16 protein-coding genes are annotated in these 19061 nt (G+C 61.7%); 6 read left to right on the top strand and 10 right to left on the bottom strand.

All coding sequences use genetic code 11. The annotated features are described in order from the left end of the window. Positions 1 to 209: 209 nt before the first annotated feature. Together CJ178_RS14185 and CJ178_RS14180 are read left to right on the top strand one after the other, a co-directional pair. Positions 210 to 1016 carry a glycosyltransferase family 2 protein gene (locus CJ178_RS14185; protein WP_230590013.1) on the top strand — a complete coding sequence of 269 codons (807 nt, stop codon included), beginning with the start codon at positions 210 to 212 and terminating at the stop codon, positions 1014 to 1016. Further along, positions 1013 to 2356 carry a lipopolysaccharide biosynthesis protein gene (locus CJ178_RS14180; RefSeq protein ID WP_257013150.1) on the top strand — a complete coding sequence of 448 codons (1344 nt, stop codon included), beginning with the start codon at positions 1013 to 1015 and terminating at the stop codon, positions 2354 to 2356. The genes CJ178_RS14185 and CJ178_RS14180 overlap by 4 nt, the downstream gene beginning before the upstream one ends. On the opposite strand, the gene CJ178_RS14175 is transcribed toward CJ178_RS14180, so the two are convergent. The 8 genes from CJ178_RS14175 to CJ178_RS14140 form a co-directional block, all read right to left on the bottom strand. Further along, positions 2341 to 3246: a glycoside hydrolase family 16 protein gene (locus CJ178_RS14175; protein ID WP_095886971.1), complete on the bottom strand. Its 906-nt coding sequence runs from the start codon at positions 3244 to 3246 to the stop codon at positions 2341 to 2343. The genes CJ178_RS14180 and CJ178_RS14175 overlap by 16 nt on opposite strands. Further along, positions 3243 to 3440 carry a hypothetical protein gene (locus tag CJ178_RS14170; protein WP_033231638.1) on the bottom strand — a complete coding sequence of 66 codons (198 nt, stop codon included), beginning with the start codon at positions 3438 to 3440 and terminating at the stop codon, positions 3243 to 3245. Before CJ178_RS14170 ends, CJ178_RS14175 begins: the two co-directional genes overlap by 4 nt. Then, a complete protein-coding gene (locus CJ178_RS14165) occupies positions 3437 to 5722 on the bottom strand; it encodes a hypothetical protein (RefSeq protein ID WP_257013149.1) in 2286 nt (761 codons plus the stop codon). Before CJ178_RS14165 ends, CJ178_RS14170 begins: the two co-directional genes overlap by 4 nt. Beyond that, positions 5719 to 7734: a glycosyltransferase family 2 protein gene (locus CJ178_RS14160; protein WP_257013148.1), complete on the bottom strand. Its 2016-nt coding sequence runs from the start codon at positions 7732 to 7734 to the stop codon at positions 5719 to 5721. Before CJ178_RS14160 ends, CJ178_RS14165 begins: the two co-directional genes overlap by 4 nt. A gap of 98 nt (positions 7735 to 7832) precedes the next feature. Continuing rightward, a complete protein-coding gene (locus CJ178_RS14155; protein WP_095886970.1) occupies positions 7833 to 9074 on the bottom strand; it encodes a hypothetical protein in 1242 nt (413 codons plus the stop codon). 3 nt (positions 9075 to 9077) lie between these two features. Further along, a complete protein-coding gene (locus CJ178_RS14150) occupies positions 9078 to 10088 on the bottom strand; it encodes an NAD-dependent epimerase/dehydratase family protein (RefSeq protein ID WP_095886969.1) in 1011 nt (336 codons plus the stop codon). Positions 10089 to 10214: 126 nt separating this feature from the next. Next, positions 10215 to 11111 (bottom strand): glycoside hydrolase family 16 protein, encoded by an 897-nt coding sequence (locus tag CJ178_RS14145; protein ID WP_080711608.1) that lies wholly within the window; start codon positions 11109 to 11111, stop codon positions 10215 to 10217. A 321-nt stretch (positions 11112 to 11432) separates the two neighbouring features. Next, complete coding sequence (locus CJ178_RS14140) at positions 11433 to 12893, bottom strand: MFS transporter (protein ID WP_095886968.1); 1461 nt, start codon at positions 12891 to 12893, stop codon at positions 11433 to 11435. Positions 12894 to 13053: 160 nt separating this feature from the next. Here CJ178_RS14140 and CJ178_RS14135 point away from each other — a divergent pair, with 160 nt between their 5' ends. The 3 genes from CJ178_RS14135 (at position 13054) to CJ178_RS14125 (ending at position 16218) form a co-directional block, all read left to right on the top strand. Further along, positions 13054 to 13728, top strand: a complete 675-nt coding sequence (locus tag CJ178_RS14135; RefSeq protein ID WP_095887978.1) for a TetR/AcrR family transcriptional regulator — start codon at positions 13054 to 13056, stop codon at positions 13726 to 13728. A 164-nt stretch (positions 13729 to 13892) separates the two neighbouring features. Beyond that, positions 13893 to 15281: an HNH endonuclease signature motif containing protein gene (locus CJ178_RS14130; protein ID WP_095886967.1), complete on the top strand. Its 1389-nt coding sequence runs from the start codon at positions 13893 to 13895 to the stop codon at positions 15279 to 15281. Between the two features lie 163 nt (positions 15282 to 15444). Continuing rightward, positions 15445 to 16218, top strand: coding sequence for a class I SAM-dependent methyltransferase (locus tag CJ178_RS14125; protein ID WP_095886966.1), 774 nt, complete (start codon positions 15445 to 15447; stop codon positions 16216 to 16218). Between the two features lie 4 nt (positions 16219 to 16222). On the opposite strand, the gene CJ178_RS14120 is transcribed toward CJ178_RS14125, so the two are convergent. After that, positions 16223 to 16549: a gas vesicle protein K gene (locus CJ178_RS14120; protein WP_095886965.1), complete on the bottom strand. Its 327-nt coding sequence runs from the start codon at positions 16547 to 16549 to the stop codon at positions 16223 to 16225. Positions 16550 to 16668: 119 nt separating this feature from the next. Between CJ178_RS14120 and CJ178_RS14115 the strand changes: the two genes are divergently transcribed. Continuing rightward, positions 16669 to 18282, top strand: a complete 1614-nt coding sequence (locus tag CJ178_RS14115; protein ID WP_095886964.1) for an amidohydrolase — start codon at positions 16669 to 16671, stop codon at positions 18280 to 18282. Positions 18283 to 18324: 42 nt separating this feature from the next. On the opposite strand, the gene CJ178_RS14110 is transcribed toward CJ178_RS14115, so the two are convergent. Further along, entirely contained in the window at positions 18325 to 18972 is a 648-nt protein-coding gene (locus CJ178_RS14110; RefSeq protein WP_095886963.1) for a TetR/AcrR family transcriptional regulator, read from the bottom strand. Between the last annotated feature and the right edge of the window lie 89 nt (positions 18973 to 19061).

Here is a 19061-nt window from a genome sequence, read left to right as displayed (position 1 = left end):
CCTCTAGGGCTTTGCTAAGGCTTGCCTATCTTCTACTCTAAGGCATGCAGTTCGACGAACTGCATGACCTCCCGAATCCAGTTCTTGGAGAGGGACATTGTCTGGGTGTGAGCCAGTGGCCAACACATTCTCCAGGCATCGGACTGTCAATATGAGTGGAGACGATCGTCGTGAGTACTTCGATACCGACAGGTGGCCCGGCTGCCGACATCACCGGAGCGACACCGTCCGAACCGGCATCCGGTAAGGGTGGGAACCGTCCGACCGTCTCCGTCATCGTCCCGGCCATGAACGAGGCAAAAAATTTGCCGTTCGTTGCGTCGCGGATGCCTACGGATATCGATCAGATCGTCTTCGTCGACGGACATTCCACTGACGACACCGTAGCTGTGGCCCGTGAATTGTGGCCGGATGCAACATTTGTCGTGCAGACCCGTTCTGGCAAGGGCAACGCCCTGGCCTGTGGATTCGAGGCATCGACCGGCGACATCATCGTCACCATCGACGCCGACGGTTCGACCGACCCCGCTGAGATTCCCTTCTTCGTCGAGGCACTGGTCGGCGGGGCCGACCTCGCCAAGGGAAGCCGATTTGTCGGCCGCGGTGGAAGTTCCGACATCACCGGATTGCGCAACGTCGGTAACAAGGGCCTCAACGGCTTGGTCAACCTCATCTTCCGAACAAAGTTCTCCGATCTCTGCTACGGCTACAACGCCTTCTGGCGCAAGCACATCCCGCTGCTCGAACTGGCGCCGGTCGAGTACCAGCGCGCGCAGTGGGGCGACGGTTTCGAGATCGAAACCGTCATCAACGTCCGTCTTGCGACGAGCGGCCTCAACATCGTCGAGGTCGGCAGCTTCGAGGGTCCCCGGATCCACGGACGCAGCAACCTCAACGCCTACAGCGACGGCATGCGAGTGCTGCGCACCATCGGTCAGGAATGGCAGCACTGGCGCGAGACCAAGACCATCCAGAAGAAGACCGCACAGGCTGACGTCCGCGAACTGACGCTGTGACCGCCCCCTCCGGCGACACCGTCGTATCGCCGGAGGCGGCAATCGCAGGTGACCCCAGCACTGAGGGGCCCAGTACTGGGGGTTCCAGCACGAACGGCCACAGCCTCGAGCGAAACAGTCTGGCGCTCACTGTCTCAGCGCTCTTGACCGGTGTTGTGGGTCTTGTCTACTGGGCGATTCTCGGACGCCTTTACCCGGCGCGTGAGGTAGGTGCTGCCGCGGCGGTGATCACCACGGCAACCATGCTCTCGGCTTTCGGCAACTTCGGTATCGGTGGACTCTTCGAACGTTTTCTTCCGCTTGCCGGGCAGCGCTCCAAGTCGCTTGTCGGGGCGGGGTTTGCCGTCGGTGCGGTGGGCGGTCTTCTCCTGGGAGGCGGATTCCTGCTGCTTGGCCCGACGTCGGAGATGTTCCTCCATCCGTTCGAGTACTGGCTTTTCCCAGTGGTTGTGGTTGTGTTCTCCACGTTTGCCATGCTCGACCACACCGCGGTGGCGTTCCGCGAAGCCGGTTGGGCCGCAGGGAAGAACGTCGCGCACGCGATTGTGAAGCTGGTGCTTGCCGCAGCATTGGCGTTTACCGCTTCACACCTCGCCATCATCTGGACGTGGACGGTCCCGGCGCTGATCGCCGCACTTGTCCTCGGTGTGATGGTTGCCCGCCGGCTGCGCACTCCCGACTATCAGAGCGCGGCGTCGCAGTTGCCTCCTCGCCGGGAGATCGGCAATTACCTGGCTGGTTCCTACGGTATTTACGTGGTCAGTGCCCTTGCACCACTGCTGCTCCCGTTGATCGTCGTATCGCGAATGGGCGCCGACGCCAACGCCTACTTTGCAATCTCCTGGTCCCTGGTTACCGCCGTACTGGTCTTGATGACCATGCTGCTGGGGCCGTATGTTGCCGCATCGGCCAGCAGTGATCCAGCGCGTCTGTACGGTCTGACACTTCGGTTCTTTGCAATACTCGGTGCTGTCGCGTTGAGCGGTGTTCTGCTGTTTGCCGTAATCGCGCCGGTGATGTTGGAGATTGTCGGTAAGCCGTACGCGGAGCAGGGAACTCCGCTGCTCCGCCTGGCTGCGATTGCGCTGGTTCCCGCGACAATAGTGGCCGCGTACACCGCGGTTGCCCGAGTACGTCGCCGCTTACGCCTGGCGGTGGCAGTGCAGATCTGCAATGCGGCACTGATTCTCGGACTCAGTCTGTCATTGATCGACGAGCACGGACTTGTCGCGTTGGGCTGGGCGTACATCGTGGCTGAGTCTGTGTCTGCCGTGATCCTTGTTGTGCCACTTGCCCGTGCTGTTCTTGTTATGCGGAGCGAATCTCAGTCTGTGAACTGAATGGCATCCGGTGACGGATCGTAGTAACCGGATTTCTGCATCTTCTCCAACGCGTCGAAGTCTGCGGCATACACAGTGACCCAGTCCACCTGTACGGCAACGTTGTCCGGGCGCTGCTCCGAGAAGTCGGAGCACGGCGTCATGCCCCAGTCCTCACGACGTTCACACGCTCCGGCCTCGGCTTGCAGGCCGAGCCACATGGGGACGTCCGGAACCATTGTCTCCGAATGTGCTTCGGCCCAGACTTTGCCGTCGAGCAGATAGCGGACGATGCCAGGTCCCCACTCGACCCCGACGGTGTGCCACTCGGAGAAATCTCCCCCCGTGGATACACCCTTTTTGTCGTTGGTGCCTTTGTCGTCGACCCAGTGCAGGAAGGCGGACATCTCGTCGCGCGTGCCGCTGACGCTTTCTGCGAAATCGATCTCCGGTGGCCACTTCTCGTTCTGTGGCCAGAGCAGCATGTGGTAGGAGATGTCGTCGCTGTTGTCGGCGCGCATTCGGATCTCCCAGCGCCCGTACTGCTGGGTGACCGGATAATTCGACACCCCTCCGGTGATCCATCCCGAATCGGTTCGATGCGAATTCAGGTTGAGCAGACCGCCGTCGACCTGAACCATCGACGCATCCCACGTGCTGTTCGGATTGCCGCCTGGCTGGCCGCTGTAGGTACCCCAGTCGGAACCGAGATCACAATCGTCGAAATCATCGCTGAAGATCTGCTTCCAACCCTGCAGGTCACCGCGAGGAAGTGACACGCCACCAGGTGAGGATTCCGGCGCGCACGGGTTTTCGGCCGGCGAATCGGTCGCAATCGTGCACGAGGCACACGATGCGATGAGGGCGAGCGCCGCGATAGTTCCGGCAGCGCGCCGCCGTCGACGGCTCATACAGCCATTGCGATCAGTCGCACGAAAGTCAGAGTCGCAGCGGTGATCACACAGACGGCAAGCGCAAGGCTGATCAGTTGGGCCGCGTGCCCGCGGCCGATGCTGCCGGTGGCAGGAACCTCACGTTCACGCAGGATCACGCCGGCGACCAGGAGAACTCCGGCGGCCAGGAAGAAGAAGATCGCAACACTCATGGGGACTCGAATTCGATAGCGGGTGCGTCGACCCGGCGCAGGATCGTGATGCTCGGCTTTTCGATCATCGGGACGTAGAGGCCGCTGTCGATGATAGCGGCCAGTTCGGCGTCGAGGTACTCCTGTGTCATTCCCTGCTGCAGCAACGCCATTCCGATGCCCTGGCTCGTGACGTACACGTACATGGGGTTACGTGCCAGAGCGCAACCGCTGAGGTCGTTGGCGCAGTCGTAGCTGTCGACGAACATCATTCGCGGCCCGAGCGGGTCCAGCGTCCGTCGCACACCGTTCGTGTGAGACGCGTGGCTCCACGTCATGATCGTCGTAGACGGCGGAACCGCGGCGATAAACTGATCCGATACCGTGACCTGATCGGTTGTCGACGCTTCGAATGCGGTGTTCAGTCCGCGGTTTGTGGTCAAGAGCAATCCCAGCGAGACCAATGCCAAGGTTGCAGCGGCCGCCCGAACCCCGTAGGACGGTCGTGTCTTGCGCGGCCGCGTGTGATTTGCCGACGAGACCGGGTTGAGTGCTTTGCGGATCTGGTTGCCCGCATGCGCGAGGGCGACGGCGGCAAAGGGAGCCAGGACCGGGGAGGCGAGAACGAAGCAACGGATGATCATCTCGCCGCCGTAGCTTTGCAGCAGGACAAGCGAGAACGGCGCTGCGGCAACGGCTCCTGCCACGAGCCAGGTTCGTCGGTGGCGTGAGAGCACCCAACCTGCAAAGGCCACCACCGCGAGTATCCCGGACGCACCCATACGCAGGTACTGCATCTGCTGGTACGTCGGATCTCCGGTGATGCGCTCGCCCACGCCGCGGCCCACGGAATTGCCGACCTGCCCAATCTCGCTGAAGATCGACTGGAGGTGGCCGATCCAGAAGTCGGTGGCGCCGTAGCTGAACCATGCGGCGAACACCAGACCCGCTGCCAGCCACATGGTCCGGTAGCGCGTTGCTCCGAACAGTGAGAATGATGCGAGGACCACGATGACCAGGATCGGGGTGATCTGGTGACTGACGGTGGTGGCGACGATGAGGAGCAGCAATACCGCGCCCACCGCGAGTGTGCGGAGTGAATCGAAACCGGGAACGAACCCGGGGGTGCGCCGAGGCGCCGAGACGATGAATCGGCCGATCCCGGAACCGATTACCGGAAGTGGTGAGCGTCGAAGCTGCCACAACAGCGTCGCGAGGATGGTGGTGTAGAAGATCGTCGCAACAGCCTGCGGAGCGAAGTAATCCTGCTGGTACCAGTTGAAGAGTTGGTAGATCACCACTGCCAGCCAGGCGAGCCGAACGCGGCCGGTGATGGCAATCGCGATGGCGTACAGCGGAAACGCCAGTAGCGCGCCCATGTACAGCGGCGCCCACAGAAGCAGTACGGTCGCATCGGGAACATCGGCGACAGTGATCAGATGTGCCCCGGCGGAGAAGAATCCGGCCCAACTGAATCGTGCGTCGATCGAGTTGGGGAGAGTGCCGCTCTGAGCCAGAATGTTGATGAAACCACGATGTACAAACGCGACCGGTACGGTGGTCTCGCCGGTGGCAACCGGCACGAGCATCGTGGTGTAGAGAATCAGCATGACGGTGTTTGCCGCCATCAACACGTGGTCGATCAGGCGTCGATGCAGGGTGTACACGATTGTGCCGCAGAGCATTAGCAGTCCGAGCACGTAGATCGGCCCGATTTCGGTGATGATGCCGAAGTGGCCGGCAGCCGCGATGTCCAACCTTGCAGCGGCGACCAGGAACAGAATGAGGGCGATCAGCAGTGCACCGAAACCGATTGCCCGGCTCCGGTCGACATAGCGCAGGCGCTGGCGTTCGCCGTTCGGCAGTCGGAAGTCAGACGGCACAGTGCGCGAGGCGCCGGCGCAGAGTGCGAGTGCGAGGAGCACCAAGATGAACTGAGTGCGCAGCGGACTCCACCACGAGGCCACCATCGTCAGTTGACTGGCCAGGATGGTGACGGCCAACGACACCGACACGATCAGGGCAGCCGAGAGCGCGCGGCCTGGAATGCGTAGCGCAACAACGACGGGCAGTCCGGGAACCAGGGTCATACCGGCAAGCGCGATCAGCAGTCGGATCGGCGCGGGCACGAAGTCGGCGATGTCGGTAGCCACGGCGAGGTTGAGCACGAACATGGCAACCGCAACTGCCATGCCGATTCTCAGGCAGATGCGGGGATTCCACCCGTAGTGGGGGAGCGGTGATGCAGGCTTACCCGGCCGGAGATCGATGATGTCTGTGTCGGTGTCTATTTCGGTGCTCATCGGCCGGCACCGACCCGGCGCGCATTCAGGTGGCTACGGACGAAGAGGACCGGTCCTGCAAGGTAACCCAGGGCTTCGAGGATTCGCAGGTGCAGCGGCCAATCGGACGGGAAGTCGATGTTCTTCGTGGACGTCGGCGAGATCAGCATGTGGATACCCCGTGGGATACGCGTGAGGATCGGTCGCGGTGATCCAGACAGGACGAACTTGGTCAACGATGCCGCCATGCCGGTGCCGTAGCCGTAGCTTTGCACCCGAAGTTCCGGCATGTTGTCACGGTGGTAGTGCCGCACAACGGCGTTCGGGTTGTAGGCAATAGCCCAACCGTCGAGGAGTGCGGCGCGGAAAGCGTCGAGGTCCTCACCGCCGTGGGTGGGGGTGCCGGTGCCGAGACGCTCGTCGAATCCGCCGATCGAGTGCAGGGCAGTCGATCGGAACGCCATGTTGTTGCCCGATCCGCACTCGCCCGCTGTGTAGGGGAAGAACGGACCGTGCGGACCGTACTCGCCGAGGGTGTCGTCTGTGCCGAGCGCAGTCTCTTCGCGAGAGTTCATCGCCCAGAGCGTTGCTACCTCACCCTTGTCGAAGACCTTTGCTTCCTCGAACCAGGCTTGTTCCCTGGTGTTGGATTCTGTACCGAGCACCCGGCCGGTCACGACTCCGACTGAACTGGTGTTGTCGGCATGGAAGCTGGTGACAATGCCCGAGATCCACCCGGGATCGGGGACTGCGTCGTCGTCGGTGAAGGCGACGATGCGGCCCTTGGCGCTCTGATGTCCTTTGTTTCGGGCCGCCGAGACACCGGGGATGGGCTGTTCCAGGATCGACAGGCGGGGGTCGTCGATGTCGGCCAGAATCCGCGCGGCCTCACTTCGGTGGGGACGGTTGTCGACTACCAGCAGTTCGATATTGCGGTGGTCCTGCGCCAGCACGGTGTGGACGGTGTTGAGCAACGAATCGCGACCGACAGTGGGAATCACAACGGTGATCAACTCGTCGGCGGCGACGGGTGCTTCGACCGGTTTTTCCACTGGCGCTTGTACTTCCGAGCTGGTGGTGCGACGGCCTTGGCGAATGGCCGCGGCCGCAGTGGCTGATGCGGTGACAAACAATCCGAGGATCATGACAAGAATCCGGGACACCGCGCTGATGCCGTTGCCCGTTACCGCGCCGCGGAGGTAGCGGAGAACCCCGGTGGTCAGAGTACGAATGACAAAACTTCGTTCGGCTGCGAGCCCGGCCTTGCCGCCCACCATGTCGGACAGCACGGCCTTGGAGCGGCCCTCGTGGCGGCAGCGACTGATGAAGTAGCGCAAGGTACTACGGGTGCGGGGAACAAAGTGGTCGACGGCAAACTCCTCGATCCGCACAACCTTGGATCCCGGGAATTGCTGTCGTAGTTCAATTCCCATGAGGGTTTCCTCGCAGCCGGCCGGCACTGTTCCGACGCGGCCCAGGCGGTCGGAGAAACCGCCGATCTTCTGCAATTCGGCACGGCGGACAGCCATGGCGGCGCCGATCGGGTTGCGGATCTCGGCGCCGTCGGCGGCAAGCCCGCGGTAGTCGCAGCCCACGACCCAGCCGAACTCGTCCGGGAACCACGATGGCGGGGCTCCTGCTTCCCACTTGGCGTGTACCGCACCGCCGACAGCGATAACCGAAGCGTCCGCGAAGGCGCTGCGAACGCTGTCCAGGGCTCCAGGTCGGAGCACCGCGTCGTCGTCGACGAACGCGACCAACTCAGTCCGCGCTGCCGCGACACCGGTGTTGCGGGCGCCGGACAGGCCGCGGGTCGCCGCGTTCGGAATCACGGTGATGCCGCTCGGGAAGGCGGAAATCAGATCTGCGCGGAGTGCGTCGTTGTGGTCCACGATCACAATCAGTTCGTCCGAGTCCGGGCGAAGCTGCGTCTGGGCGCTGCGGATGCCGGTGGACAGCTGATCCAGACGGTCGTGGGTGTAGCAGCAGATCACTACTGTGATCCCGGGGACCAGGTGGGTCTGCGCTGTCAAGACGTACTCCGACGGGGTCTAGGCGGGGTGCAACACCACCCCTGGAAGGGCAGCCTTACCTATGTTATCGGACGCCCATGGTATCGGGGCACATCGGGTCAGTTAACAGAAGACAAATAGGAAATCGGATCGGTGGCAGCGCACTCCAGGGCCGACGTCACCAGGGCCTGCGGAAACACGTTTCCGTGGAACGACGCCGTCGTCGCGAGCGCACCTTCCACGATTGCCCACGTGAGCGTTATGCCCTCTGGGCCGACAGGGTCGTTGTGCGCCGAGTAGAACGGTGACGCGTCGGTGAGCCACGGAACCTGACCTTGTCGCGGCACCGGGCCGATGCTCGAAAACAGCAGCTGAGCTCGGGGATCTCGAGGGCGACTGATCGGATATGCGCCGGAATTGTTGATTCGCAAGCCGATTCGGGTCCGCATCATGTTCAGGGCGAGATTCGCAACGGGCCGGCCCGTTGCCACCGCCTCGGACGTGGCCTCGTGGATGCGGCCGGGCGTCGGGTTCGCCCCCAGATCGAATTCGAGTCCGGAGACGAAGTTTCCCAACGGAACTCGACCTGCCGCAAGGTAGCGTCTGGCATCGAGGGTCACAGTTGCAACGGGATTGATGGTGAGCCCGGCGTCGGCCAGCGCGCGGTGCAGCACCGAAGCGGTCAGGGCGTACATCGACACCGACGGAAGATTCCGGTCCCGCCACATGCGCAACGACCGAACGGTGTCGGGATCAGTGGTGACCACGGCAGCAGTGCGGGCGGGCGTCCACGGTTCCACCGGCCCGGACTGTGTGGGACGCGGCGTCCGATCGAGTGACCGACGCAGCGCCCAGCCGCGCCGTGGATCCGAACCGTAGGTGCGTAGCGCGGCAGTGGTGATCCCCGAGCGCGAGGCACGCGACGGTTGCCACACCTGAGGATCGGCGGGGTCGATCATGCCGAGGATGACCTCGTTCATCATGAGCGTCAGAGCGACCTCACCGAGACCGTGGTTGTGGTCGGTGCGGAGATAGTTCCCGGCCACTGTGACGGTTGTGGGGCGGTCCTCTCGCGAGACGTTCGACGCCGTATCGAGCAGGTCCATCGGGGAGGTCGGCGGATCGAGCCGAACTACTTCGGGGGCACACGATTCGGGATCGAATGTCCACCGATTGCCGTGCGCTGACGGTCTGAGTCCGAGGCGTGTGTGTGGCCCTGCTTCGGCCATCGTGCGAAGTCGAGCGGCAATGGTGGCGTCGTCAGGGAGATGTACGGGGCCGATGACGGACGTGATCCGCGTCCGGCTGTGCATCACGTCCAGATGGCTGACGCGAAGAGATGCTTTGGGGGATGGCGGCATTTTTCAGACGAGCGTCGACGGTGCTGTATCGGAAGACGGTGCTGTATCGGACGACGGTGCTGTATCGGACGACGCTGTATCAAGTTTCCGGAAGAAGTCGACGGTGCGGGCGATCCCCTCCGACAGTGACGTCGACGGGGTCCATCCCAATTCCGTGCGTGCCAGTGCGGCGTCGAGCGCGGACCGGCGAACATCCCCGAGTCGCGCCGGCATCCACGTGGGTTCTGCCGCGACGCCGGTGGCGTGCGCAAGCAATGCGTGTAGTTCGCGGTCGGACGTCTCGACTCCGGTTCCGATATTGAAGCGTTGTCCCGAGCCCGCGGTGCCCGATGCTGCGATCAGCGCCGTCACCACGTCCTCGACGAAGACGTAGTCCCGCGTATTTCCACCGTCGCCGAACAGGAAAGTGTTTCCACCGGAAAGCATTTCGCGCGCGAAGATTGCGACGACGCCAGCCTCGCCGTGTGGATCCTGGCGGGGTCCGTACACGTTGGCCGGGGCGATGTGTGAGCAATCCAGACCGTGGAGTTGCCGGAAGCAGTTGAGGTAGTTCTCGGCGCTGATCTTGCTGCATGCGTAGGGCGAGAGCGGGTTGACCGGAGCGTGCTCGGAGACGGGCAGGTGTTCCGGTGATCCGTAGATGGAACCGCCGGACGACATGAACACGATCTTGCGAGCTTGTGCCGCGATCGCCGCAGATCCGATTTTCACAGTGCCGAGGATATTGGCGTCGGCGTCGTTGATCGGGTCGGCGACGCTGTGCCGCACGTCGATTTGCGCTGCGAGATGGAAAACCACTTCGGGAGCGAACGTCTCGAACAGCGGACCGATCTTGTCGTCCCGAATGTCGAGAACTTCGAGGTCGACATCTGCGGTCGCGAGCGCCGCGTCGAGGTTGTCTACCCGGCCGCGGCTCAGGTCGTCTATGACGAGCACTTGGTGACCGTCCTTGCGCAGGCGATCCACAAGCGTCGAGCCGATGAATCCAGCTCCTCCGGTAACCGCGGTGCGCACAGGTTTGCCTTCCCTTACTTTCGATGACTTTTGGGAGTCTAGGCAATCGGGTCCGAAAACGGGAATCTACGCCCATTGGGCTGGTCGAGGCACAGCTTTGTGCCTCGACCAGCTGTCAGGAAATTGTTACGCGCCGTCCCACGCGTGCACTGTCACCCAGTCGACGAGGAAATTGCCGCCGCCAAGAGCCGGGTAGAGGCTGGACTCGAGCTGGAGCTGCCAACGCATCGCGGTATCGGGGATTCCCCGCGTGGACTCGAGCAAGACCTTGTCGTCGAGCATGAATCGAACAACCGACGGGGTCCACTCGATCGTGACAACACGCCAATCCGCGTAGGTAGAGGTGTCGACATCGGAGAGTGCCTGGGAGTTCGCGTCCGCGCCGTCCTCGGCGTAGTGATGGAAACCGTAGATGGGTCCCGTCAGCGGGCCCTCCGGGAAGTTGATCTCGCCTTCTTCCGGCCATCCTTCGGAGTCCGGCCACAGCAGCATCGCCAACCGGTAACCGGTGATCGCCGGATGACTGACCTTGATGCGCGCCGAGTAGCGCCCGTACACCTGGGCCTGGCTGCTGCCGTTGATGACGGGGGACATGTTGGCTCCGGCACGGCGGCCGTCGACGTCGTGGAGGTAGTAGTCGAGTACGCCGTCGTGTGCGCTCACTACTTCGTCTGCGCGGTAAGGGTTCTTGTTGTACGTGTCGAGGTAGCACTCGGGGTACGTCCGCCAGCGTGTGTTCTCGGTTCCGGTGTAGACGATCTTGCCGGGGTTGTTGCACTCGTCGTTTGCGAAGCTACCGATCGGAGCATCGGTCGTGAAGTCGTCGACAAAGATTTCACGCCAACCGGGCAACGCTGCGCGCGGCGCTGCTTGCGTCCCGCTGACGCCACCACCGGACGAGCCGGCCGATCCGGTGAGTTGCGCTTGAGCGGTCGAGGGCAAGAGGATTCCGAGCACAGTCGCGGCGACGAGCGCCGCTGCGGCAGTGCTGCGGCGGCGAGACCGCTGGGTGGGCAAACGCATCTGACTTCTCCAAAGGGTTGAATGAGCGGCACGACGCACGGGTCGAACGACCAGTTTGCCGATCGCAGACCGTGGGTACTTTACTTACTCTTGGTCAGGAATGGGCACCTACCTCGAGCGCCTGCATGTTCTGGGAAATACCGAGACAGCCCCGGCTGCACTCAGAAGACTCTCAGAAACGTTGCGTAGGTTGGGTTTCGGCTCGTTGACGCCTCTGGGATGTTGACGTGACGGATGCTGCGGATATCTCGCAGCGAAAGAATACGAAAGCCGCCGCTACCTCATGGGTAGCGGCGGCTTTCGCACTGTGTCGGTGTCGGTTCAGTGAGCCGCTGCGGGTTCCGCGGGTACGTAGTCGGGAACGTCGCGGGCCGGGTTACGGAACTTCGGCAGGAATGCTGCCAGGAAAAGCGCGATGAGGGCCGATCCCGCGGCCAGGGCCATGATGACGCGGAACGCGTTCTCGGTCGGCAGCGTGGTGTCGCCGAGAGTCATTGTCATCTGAGCCAGGACGACGCCGGCGATTGCGCTGGCAAACGATGTGCCGAGTGCGCGCATCAGGGTGTTCAAGCTGTTGGCCGCACCGGTTTCCGAGGCGGGAACCGCACCCATGATGAGGGCTGGCATCGCGCCGTAAGCCATGCCCGTTCCTGCGCCGATGATGAGGGCGATCATGACGAGTTGCCAGATGGAGTGCAGCGCGAAGATGCCGATGAGATATCCGATCGCAACGACGACTGCACCGATCATGAGTGTGATCTTGGGGCCGTGGGTGTTGGTGATCTTGGAGGAGACCGGCGCGATGAGCATCATGATGATGCCGGATGGGGCCATGACCAGACCGGCGATGAGCATCGACCCGCCGAGTCCGAAGCCGGTGGCTTCCGGCAGTTGGACAACCTGGGGGAACACCATGCTGGAGGCGAACATCGCGAATCCGAAGACGACGGAAGCGAGATTGGTCAGTAGTACTTGGCGACGCGCTGACACGCGCAGGTTGACCAGTGGCTTCGGGTTGCGCAGTTCCCACCAGGCGAAGATGGCGAATGCGATGACGGCGGCAGCGAGCATCGAGACTGTGAGTGCGCTCGCCCATCCCCAGGAATTGCCCTTGGAAATCGCCAGAAGCAGGGTGATGAGTGCGACCGAGAGTGTGAGGGCTCCGACGAAGTCGAATTTGCCGCCGGTGCGGACAGTCGATTCAGGCACGATGACCAGGATCAGACCCGTCACGATGGCGCCGAGGACTGCCGATGCCCAGAACAGAACGTGCCAGTTGGCGTATTCGGCGATCATAGCTGCGATCGGAAGTCCCAGTGCGCCACCGACTCCCATGGCTGCGCTCATCATCGCGACGGCGCCGGCCAGCTTCTTGGGCGGAAGCACGTCACGCATGATGCTGATACCTAGAGGGATGACACCAGCGGCGAGTCCCTGGAGGACGCGCCCAAAGACGAGTGGGACAACGCTCGAACTCATGGCACCCACAATCGAGCCGACCACCAGAAGTGCCAAGCTGATCAGGAGTAGGCGGCGTTTGCCGAACATGTCGCCTAACCGGCCCATCGTCGGGACGGCAACGGCTGAAGCGAGGAGGGTGGCGGTCACTACCCAGGCTGTGTCCGAGGCGGACGCGTTCAGGTATTCCGGAAGGTGCGGAATGATAGGGATGACCAGCGTTTGCATCAGCGAGACCACGATGCCGGCAAACGCCAGAACTGCTACTACCGCAGTAGTTGACGGCGGTGCGGCTTTACTGGGTTCAGAAGTGGATATCGACATTGGAAAGCTCCATCAGAGAAAAGTAAAGAAGTCTTGAATTAAGTCAACTGATTGAATAAAGTTAAAGCAGCTGACTGACTTCGCGCAAGCGCTGCGAGGTCGATGGTGATCAACGTCTCGGCGCGCACATAGTGCCGAGCACCTGACTGTGGCGGTAGATGTGGCAGCAAGAACTGAAGATGCGATCAGCGATTCGGGTACCCCAGCAGGCTCTCTTCGTTCCGTTGCGACTCGGGAGCGGATACTCGAAGTCGCGGAGCGGTTGTTTGCCGAGCACGGGATCTTTGCCGTCTCGAATCGTCAGGTGAGCGAGGCTGCTGGGCAGGGCAACAACGCCGCCGTCGGATATCACTTCGGCACAAAAATCGATCTACTCCGTGCAATCGTGAACAAACATGCCGCGCCGATCGAGCAGAAGCGCAAGGAGTTGCTGGCCGACGTCAAAGGTTCGACAGATCTCCGTGACTGGATCACATGTCTGGTTCGAGCGTCCACTGATCATTACAACGAATTGACCGGACCCGCGTGGTATGCGCGGTTCAGTGTTCAGCTGATGGCCGATCCCACGCTGCGGGCCGTTGTCTACGAAGATGTTTCGTCATCGGAGCTCTTGCAAAAGATGCTCGGCGCGCTCGCCGCTTGTCTGCCCGACATGCCGGACGACGTTCGGCGCGCCCGCGGTGAAATGGCGCGGTATGTGATGCTGCACATGTGTGCCGAACGTGAAAGGCTCCTTGCCGGCGACGAATCGGTAGAGGTCTCGAACTGGGATGACTTCACGACAGATATCGTCGACGCGCTCGTCGGGCTCTGGAGTGCGCCGGTGACGCGCTGAAAGTTGTTGTCCCGGATCCGGTTGATCAATGCCCTTGGCTGAGAATCGCTTTCGCCAGAGGTGGCCGTTGTGATCGTTAGTGTCTACGCGTGAAATGTGCCCGAAATATCCCTTGAATCGAATGTTTGTTCGAGTATGCTTGTGTCAAGGGTGGGGAGGCCTTGATGACGACGGTTTGTGATTCAACTTTGGTGGGGGATGTTGTTGCCGGTTCGGCTGGGGGTGTGCGCGGCAGGTTGTGGCGGTTACGCCCAGCCGAGGTTCGGGACGTTGCAGTCTGTGTATCTGCGGAAATTCTTCGGTTGGAAGCGATTCGGGTTGCCGCAGTGGATGAGTTGGCGCTCAATCCGGACGAGCAGGTGCTCTGCTACCGCGGTGTGGGGCGCTGGTTGGCGGCGAACACGATGCTGCAGAACGCGGCGGGTAACAAGATCGCCGCTCTCGGTGCCGCGCTGCGAGGGTTTCCGGACATTAATGCTCAATTCGAGGCCGGTGACCTCTCGTTCGATCATGCGGCGATAATCGTGGCATTCTGCGAATCACCACCAAAAGGAATGCCCGACAGGGCGTTACCGTCCTGCATGGCAACCCTTCTCGCTGCCGCGTCGGGTGTCGAGGCGACCACCATCAAACTGCGGTATGCGATTGCGGTTCTCGAGCGGATATTCGAATCCGACGACACCCCACCCGGTGAGGACGACGACCTCAATGTCTTGCGGATTTCGCCGACGTTGAACGGTCGGGTCGCGATCAAGGGCGATTTCGACGCGTTGACCGGCGAAATGTTGTTGTCGGCGCTCTCGGGTCTGTCGATGCCGAAACCGGCTGCCGACGGAACCCCGGATCAGCGATCGACAGCCAAACGAACCGCCGACGCCTTCACCGAACTGATCCGTCGGTACCTCGACAATGCCATGACCGGTGTTGACGGTGGTCAGCGTCCGCATGTGAATGTGCATATCACCGCGAAAGACCTTGCCGAGCATCGGGAATGCGCCACCACGCGCAGCGATACCGCATCAGGTAGCGATGCCAATTTCGGCGATGCCGAGTTCTACGGCAGTGCATTCGATGACGACGAGCCTGATTTCGAAGATCTTGACGTCGGATACATGCCCTGGATGGGACCACTCAGCGTTAGCCTCACCCGGGTGCTCGCCTGCGATTGCATGCTCTCGACCGTGTTGATGGACGGCAATGGCGCACCGTTCGATGCGACTCCACATAAGCGTCTCGTCACAGCAGAACAACGAACGGCGCTGATCGCCCGGGACAAAGGTTGCGCCTTCCCGAACTGCGATGCGGTACCCGCCTGGTGCGACGCCCACCACATAAATCCGTGGTCAACCGGAGGCTTGACGGTGATGGACAACCTCGCCCTCCTCTGCCGGAATCATCACCGATTGATCCACAGCACCAGTGGGTTCCGCGGCATCTGGGAAATCAAAATGGGCGATGATCACAAACCATGGTTCATCCCACCAGTTGCGATCGACCCGAAACAACGACCCCGCCGCTCCACCACCCGCCAAGGCCCGGTCCACCGAGACTGAATCCGGCTGCGCCGGAACTAAATACCGCGCCTAAGCTTCGCATCACCAGTCAAGACGATGCGAAGCCCCCACGCATGTGCCAAGAATCCGAGCAAGGGTTTAGGGCTGGATGAGCAGGGCTACCCGTAAAGCTCAGGTTGCCAACGCGTAGGAGGAGCAGGTTGTGACCGCCGACGGACCCCAACCGCCTCGCCAACCGAGTTCAGCCGATTTTGATGCGCTGTATCGCGGCGACTTCGATGCCTTTGCGCGAAATACGGAGTTGCCAGACGCTGCACAGCGCAACGAACTCGACTTCGACCGAGTGCCATGGGATATCGGTGAAGCGCAACCGGTGGTTCGGAAACTCGAAGCTGACGGCCAGTTAGCGAGCGAAGTCCTTGATATTGGTTGTGGTCTAGGTGAAAACGCTCTGTTTCTTGCCGACCGTGGGTACCAGGTGTGTGCACTCGACGCCTCACCTACGGCGATTGGGATCGCACGCGAACGCGCCGGTCTGCGGGGACTCGAGAAGGCAGTGGATTTTGCTGTTGCCGACGCCATGACACTTGATGGGTACGAGAATCGGTTCACCACTGTTCTCGACAGCGCGCTGTACCACTGCTTCCCGGAAGATCAGCGCCAACCGTATGTCGAGGCAGTACTACGAGCCTGCCGACCCCAAGCCCGGCTTCACCTGGTGTGCTTCTCGGACGAGGTTCCAGAGGAATTTCCTGGTCCTTATCGAATCAGTGAGGACAATCTGCGTCGAACGCTGACCGACGCCGGTTGGATCGTCCGGCACCTCGAACGTGCCACTTACACCACGGCGTTCACCCGCGGAGAGTTTGCGCGCCAAGCTAACTCGCCCTTGGCTGCTATCGTCGAAGGGCTGGGCTTCGATTCCCGCGACAGGCTTCTGGCTCCGGCGTGGCTGGCGACAGCAGAACATCCCTGAAAACTTATTTGTCGGCAAGAAATGGTCCGAGGGGGCCGAGATCGATGTTGAGGTCTTCGGGCGTCGGATCAAAATGCTCGCGCAACTCTCCCATCTTCTCCTCGAGCAACATCAGTGTGGTACCGATGCGTTCGACCTGCGCGTCGGACAGGCCGCCGACATCTTCCGGTGACACTGCTTGTGTTGCAAACAAATCCGACCGCACCGCGTCGTAGGGGCAGTCGGGGTGTGGTGTGAATTTGCGGCGCCGGTAGATCACGGCAAGGAAGGCCGTACCGGACGGTTGTCTGAGTGGCGTTGACGCATTGCCTCGCGTTTGACCCACACCCATCTATAGAAGAAATCGCCGTAAAGCACTCAAATCGCAACGTGGAAACTGCTATTGACGTCGATGAATCTGCCGTCTAAATTAATCGAATCAAATTCGATTAATGCATGGAGGTGCGGTAGGTGGAGGCCGAACTACTTTTTGTCGGAGGCACGATACGCACGGGTGATTCGGCCCAGACGGTCAGCGACGCGCTCGCTGTGGTCGGCGGTCGCGTGGTTGGACTGGGGGAGCAGGCTCGTGCATTGAAGTCGACGCGAACCGAAGTCATCGATTTGGAGGGTGGGGCACTACTGCCCTCGTTCGGCGACGGCCATGTTCACCCGTTGATGGGTGGCCTGGAAATGCGTGGTGCCAAGATTCGCGACTGCAACAGCATCGATGAGGTCTTGCAGGAGGTGCGTCGCTGGGCGGATGAGAACCCCGACGCCGAGTGCATCTTCGGTGAGGGCGTGTCGCCTACCCTCGCTCCGGGCGGTCGGTTCGATGCTCGCTGGCTCGACAGCGTGGTCGAGGACAGACCCGTCGTCCTGCGCACGATGGACTATCACACCGCGTGGGTCAACAGCGCTGCACTGCGAAGCGCCGGGTTGACGCGCGATACGCCGGATCCGGTCGGCGGAGAGATCGTGCGAACGTCGGACGGTGAGTTGCTCGGGACCCTACGTGAATGGGGAGCGATCAACCCGGTACTGGCATTATTGCCCGCCGTAACCCTCGATGCGGGAGTTGATTCGCTTGCGGCAGCATCGAAAATGCTTGCCGCAGCAGGTATCACCTGGGTGCAGGACGCGTGGACCGAACCAGGCGATGTCGAGATCTGGCTGGCCACCGCTGAAAGTGGGCGCCTGTCCACCCGGGTAAATCTTGCATTCCGAGCGACACCTGAGAGTTGGCAGGGCGACCTGCCGGCGTTTGTCGAAGCCCGGCAGAAGGTCGCAGAACGGGGTGGCGACGCAGTCAAGGCAGGAACGGTGAAGTTCTTTGCCGACGGTGTCATCGAGGCCGGAACGGCAGCGCTCCTCGCGCCGTACACGGATTGCCCGCATTCCCACGGAATCAGCAATTGGACAACCGATGAACTCGGTCGAGCTGCCGCTGAAGTGGACCGGTTGGGTTTTCAGATTCATATCCATGCCATCGGCGATGCAGGTGTACGCATGGCCCTCGATGCAATCGAATACGTCGATCGATGTAATGGCCCGCGTGATCGACGCGCCACTATCGCGCATCTCCAATTGGTTGATGGCAACGACCTGGACCGATTCACGTCATTGGGAGTGATCGCCAACTTTCAGCCGCTATGGGCCCAGCTCGACCCGCTGATGACGGAGCTGACCATTCCGCGGATCGGCGCCGACCGTGGTGACCGCCAATATCGCATCGGAACCCTCGCTGAGCGCGGCGCGCGGGTGGCATTCGGCAGCGATTGGCCCATCACCGCCTTCGAACCGATCAAGGGAATTGCCACTGCGATTCACCGCCAGACGCCGGCTGGTATCCCGAGTGAAGGATGGCTACCTCGCGAACGCGTCGGCCTCGATTGGGCCCTGGCAACATACTCGGCGGGCGTCGCCTATCAGGGATTCGAAGAGGACATGTGGGGTTGCCTTCGGCCGGGAATGCGAGCCGACATGATCCAGCTTCCCGTCGATCCCGGCCAACTTGGCTCCGCCAAGGAGCTCAGCGACTTGGTTGTCTCCCGAACGTGGTTGGGAGGTAGGCAAGTTCACTGAGCGCTGCTTGTCATGGCGCATGCCTGGATCTGCCACAGCTGCTCACGAGTAGGACGCTGGGCGCGCCGATGTCTCGTGCACTTCCTCGAGGAGACGTCGAAAGCCTGACAGCAGAGCCATCCAACCGAGTTCGAAGGCTTGCTCGGCTCTGGCTGGACCCCGCGGCGCCGCAGCAAGCGCCAGAGTCAGAGCGTCGTCGGGTGTTGTCGAGTCCGCTTCGATCATGACTTCCGGTGCCGCTGCATCCAGTGCGGCGCCGAGGAGAAAGTTCTCGGCAGCGGTGATGACCGCCAAGATGTGGTCGTCCGGGAATCCGGCTTTCCTGAGGCCTTCTGCGGGAGCGTAGTAGACCGATAGCGACGTGGGATCACGCACCGTCTCCGTAGCGAGGAGGCGGATCGAGGTGGGGTGTCTACTGAACGCGGATCGATACGATCGAGCCCATGCAGTAAACGCGTCGTCCCAGGTTAGGCGCTCGAACGCCGACCCGTCGATTTCCCGTACGACGCGGTTTCGAACGAGTTCCACCACGGCCGCGCGACCCTTTGCATGGTGATAGATGGATGACACCTGCACATTCAGGTGTTTTGCAAGATCAGGCATTTTGAAGTCGCCGTCACGATCGACGAGCGCGAGCGCCGCCTCCGCAATTCGGTCGCGGTCCAGACGTGCGATACGCGGTCTTCCCATCGTCCCCCACCTCTCAAATCGAAGTTCATTCGATTATGCCCTTGTGGCGCCGGTCACAACGATCTACCATAATCGAAACTGATTCGATT

Origin of the sequence: Rhodococcus sp. ACPA4, from assembly GCF_002300185.1 — a bacterium.
Taxonomy (GTDB): domain Bacteria; phylum Actinomycetota; class Actinomycetes; order Mycobacteriales; family Mycobacteriaceae; genus Rhodococcus_F; species Rhodococcus_F globerula.
The sequence above is the reverse complement of the archived record's forward strand: the minus strand, read 5'-3'. Positions and strand labels throughout refer to the sequence as shown.

Bases quoted from the DNA above. Each gene is read 5' to 3' on its own strand.
- CJ178_RS14175 (WP_095886971.1), bottom strand. From the start codon at position 3,246: ATGAGCCGTCGACGGCGGCGCGCTGCCGGAACTATCGCGGCGCTCGCC.
- CJ178_RS14170 (WP_033231638.1), bottom strand. From the start codon at position 3,440: ATGAGTGTTGCGATCTTCTTCTTCCTGGCCGCCGGAGTTCTCCTGGTC.
- CJ178_RS14165 (WP_257013149.1), bottom strand. From the start codon at position 5,722: ATGAGCACCGAAATAGACACCGACACAGACATCATCGATCTCCGGCCG.
- CJ178_RS14155 (WP_095886970.1), bottom strand. From the start codon at position 9,074: ATGCCGCCATCCCCCAAAGCATCTCTTCGCGTCAGCCATCTGGACGTG.
- CJ178_RS14145 (WP_080711608.1), bottom strand. From the start codon at position 11,111: ATGCGTTTGCCCACCCAGCGGTCTCGCCGCCGCAGCACTGCCGCAGCG.
- CJ178_RS14140 (WP_095886968.1), bottom strand. From the start codon at position 12,893: ATGTCGATATCCACTTCTGAACCCAGTAAAGCCGCACCGCCGTCAACT.
- CJ178_RS14130 (WP_095886967.1), top strand. From the start codon at position 13,893: ATGACGACGGTTTGTGATTCAACTTTGGTGGGGGATGTTGTTGCCGGT.
- CJ178_RS14120 (WP_095886965.1), bottom strand. From the start codon at position 16,549: ATGGGTGTGGGTCAAACGCGAGGCAATGCGTCAACGCCACTCAGACAA.
- CJ178_RS14110 (WP_095886963.1), bottom strand. From the start codon at position 18,972: ATGGGAAGACCGCGTATCGCACGTCTGGACCGCGACCGAATTGCGGAG.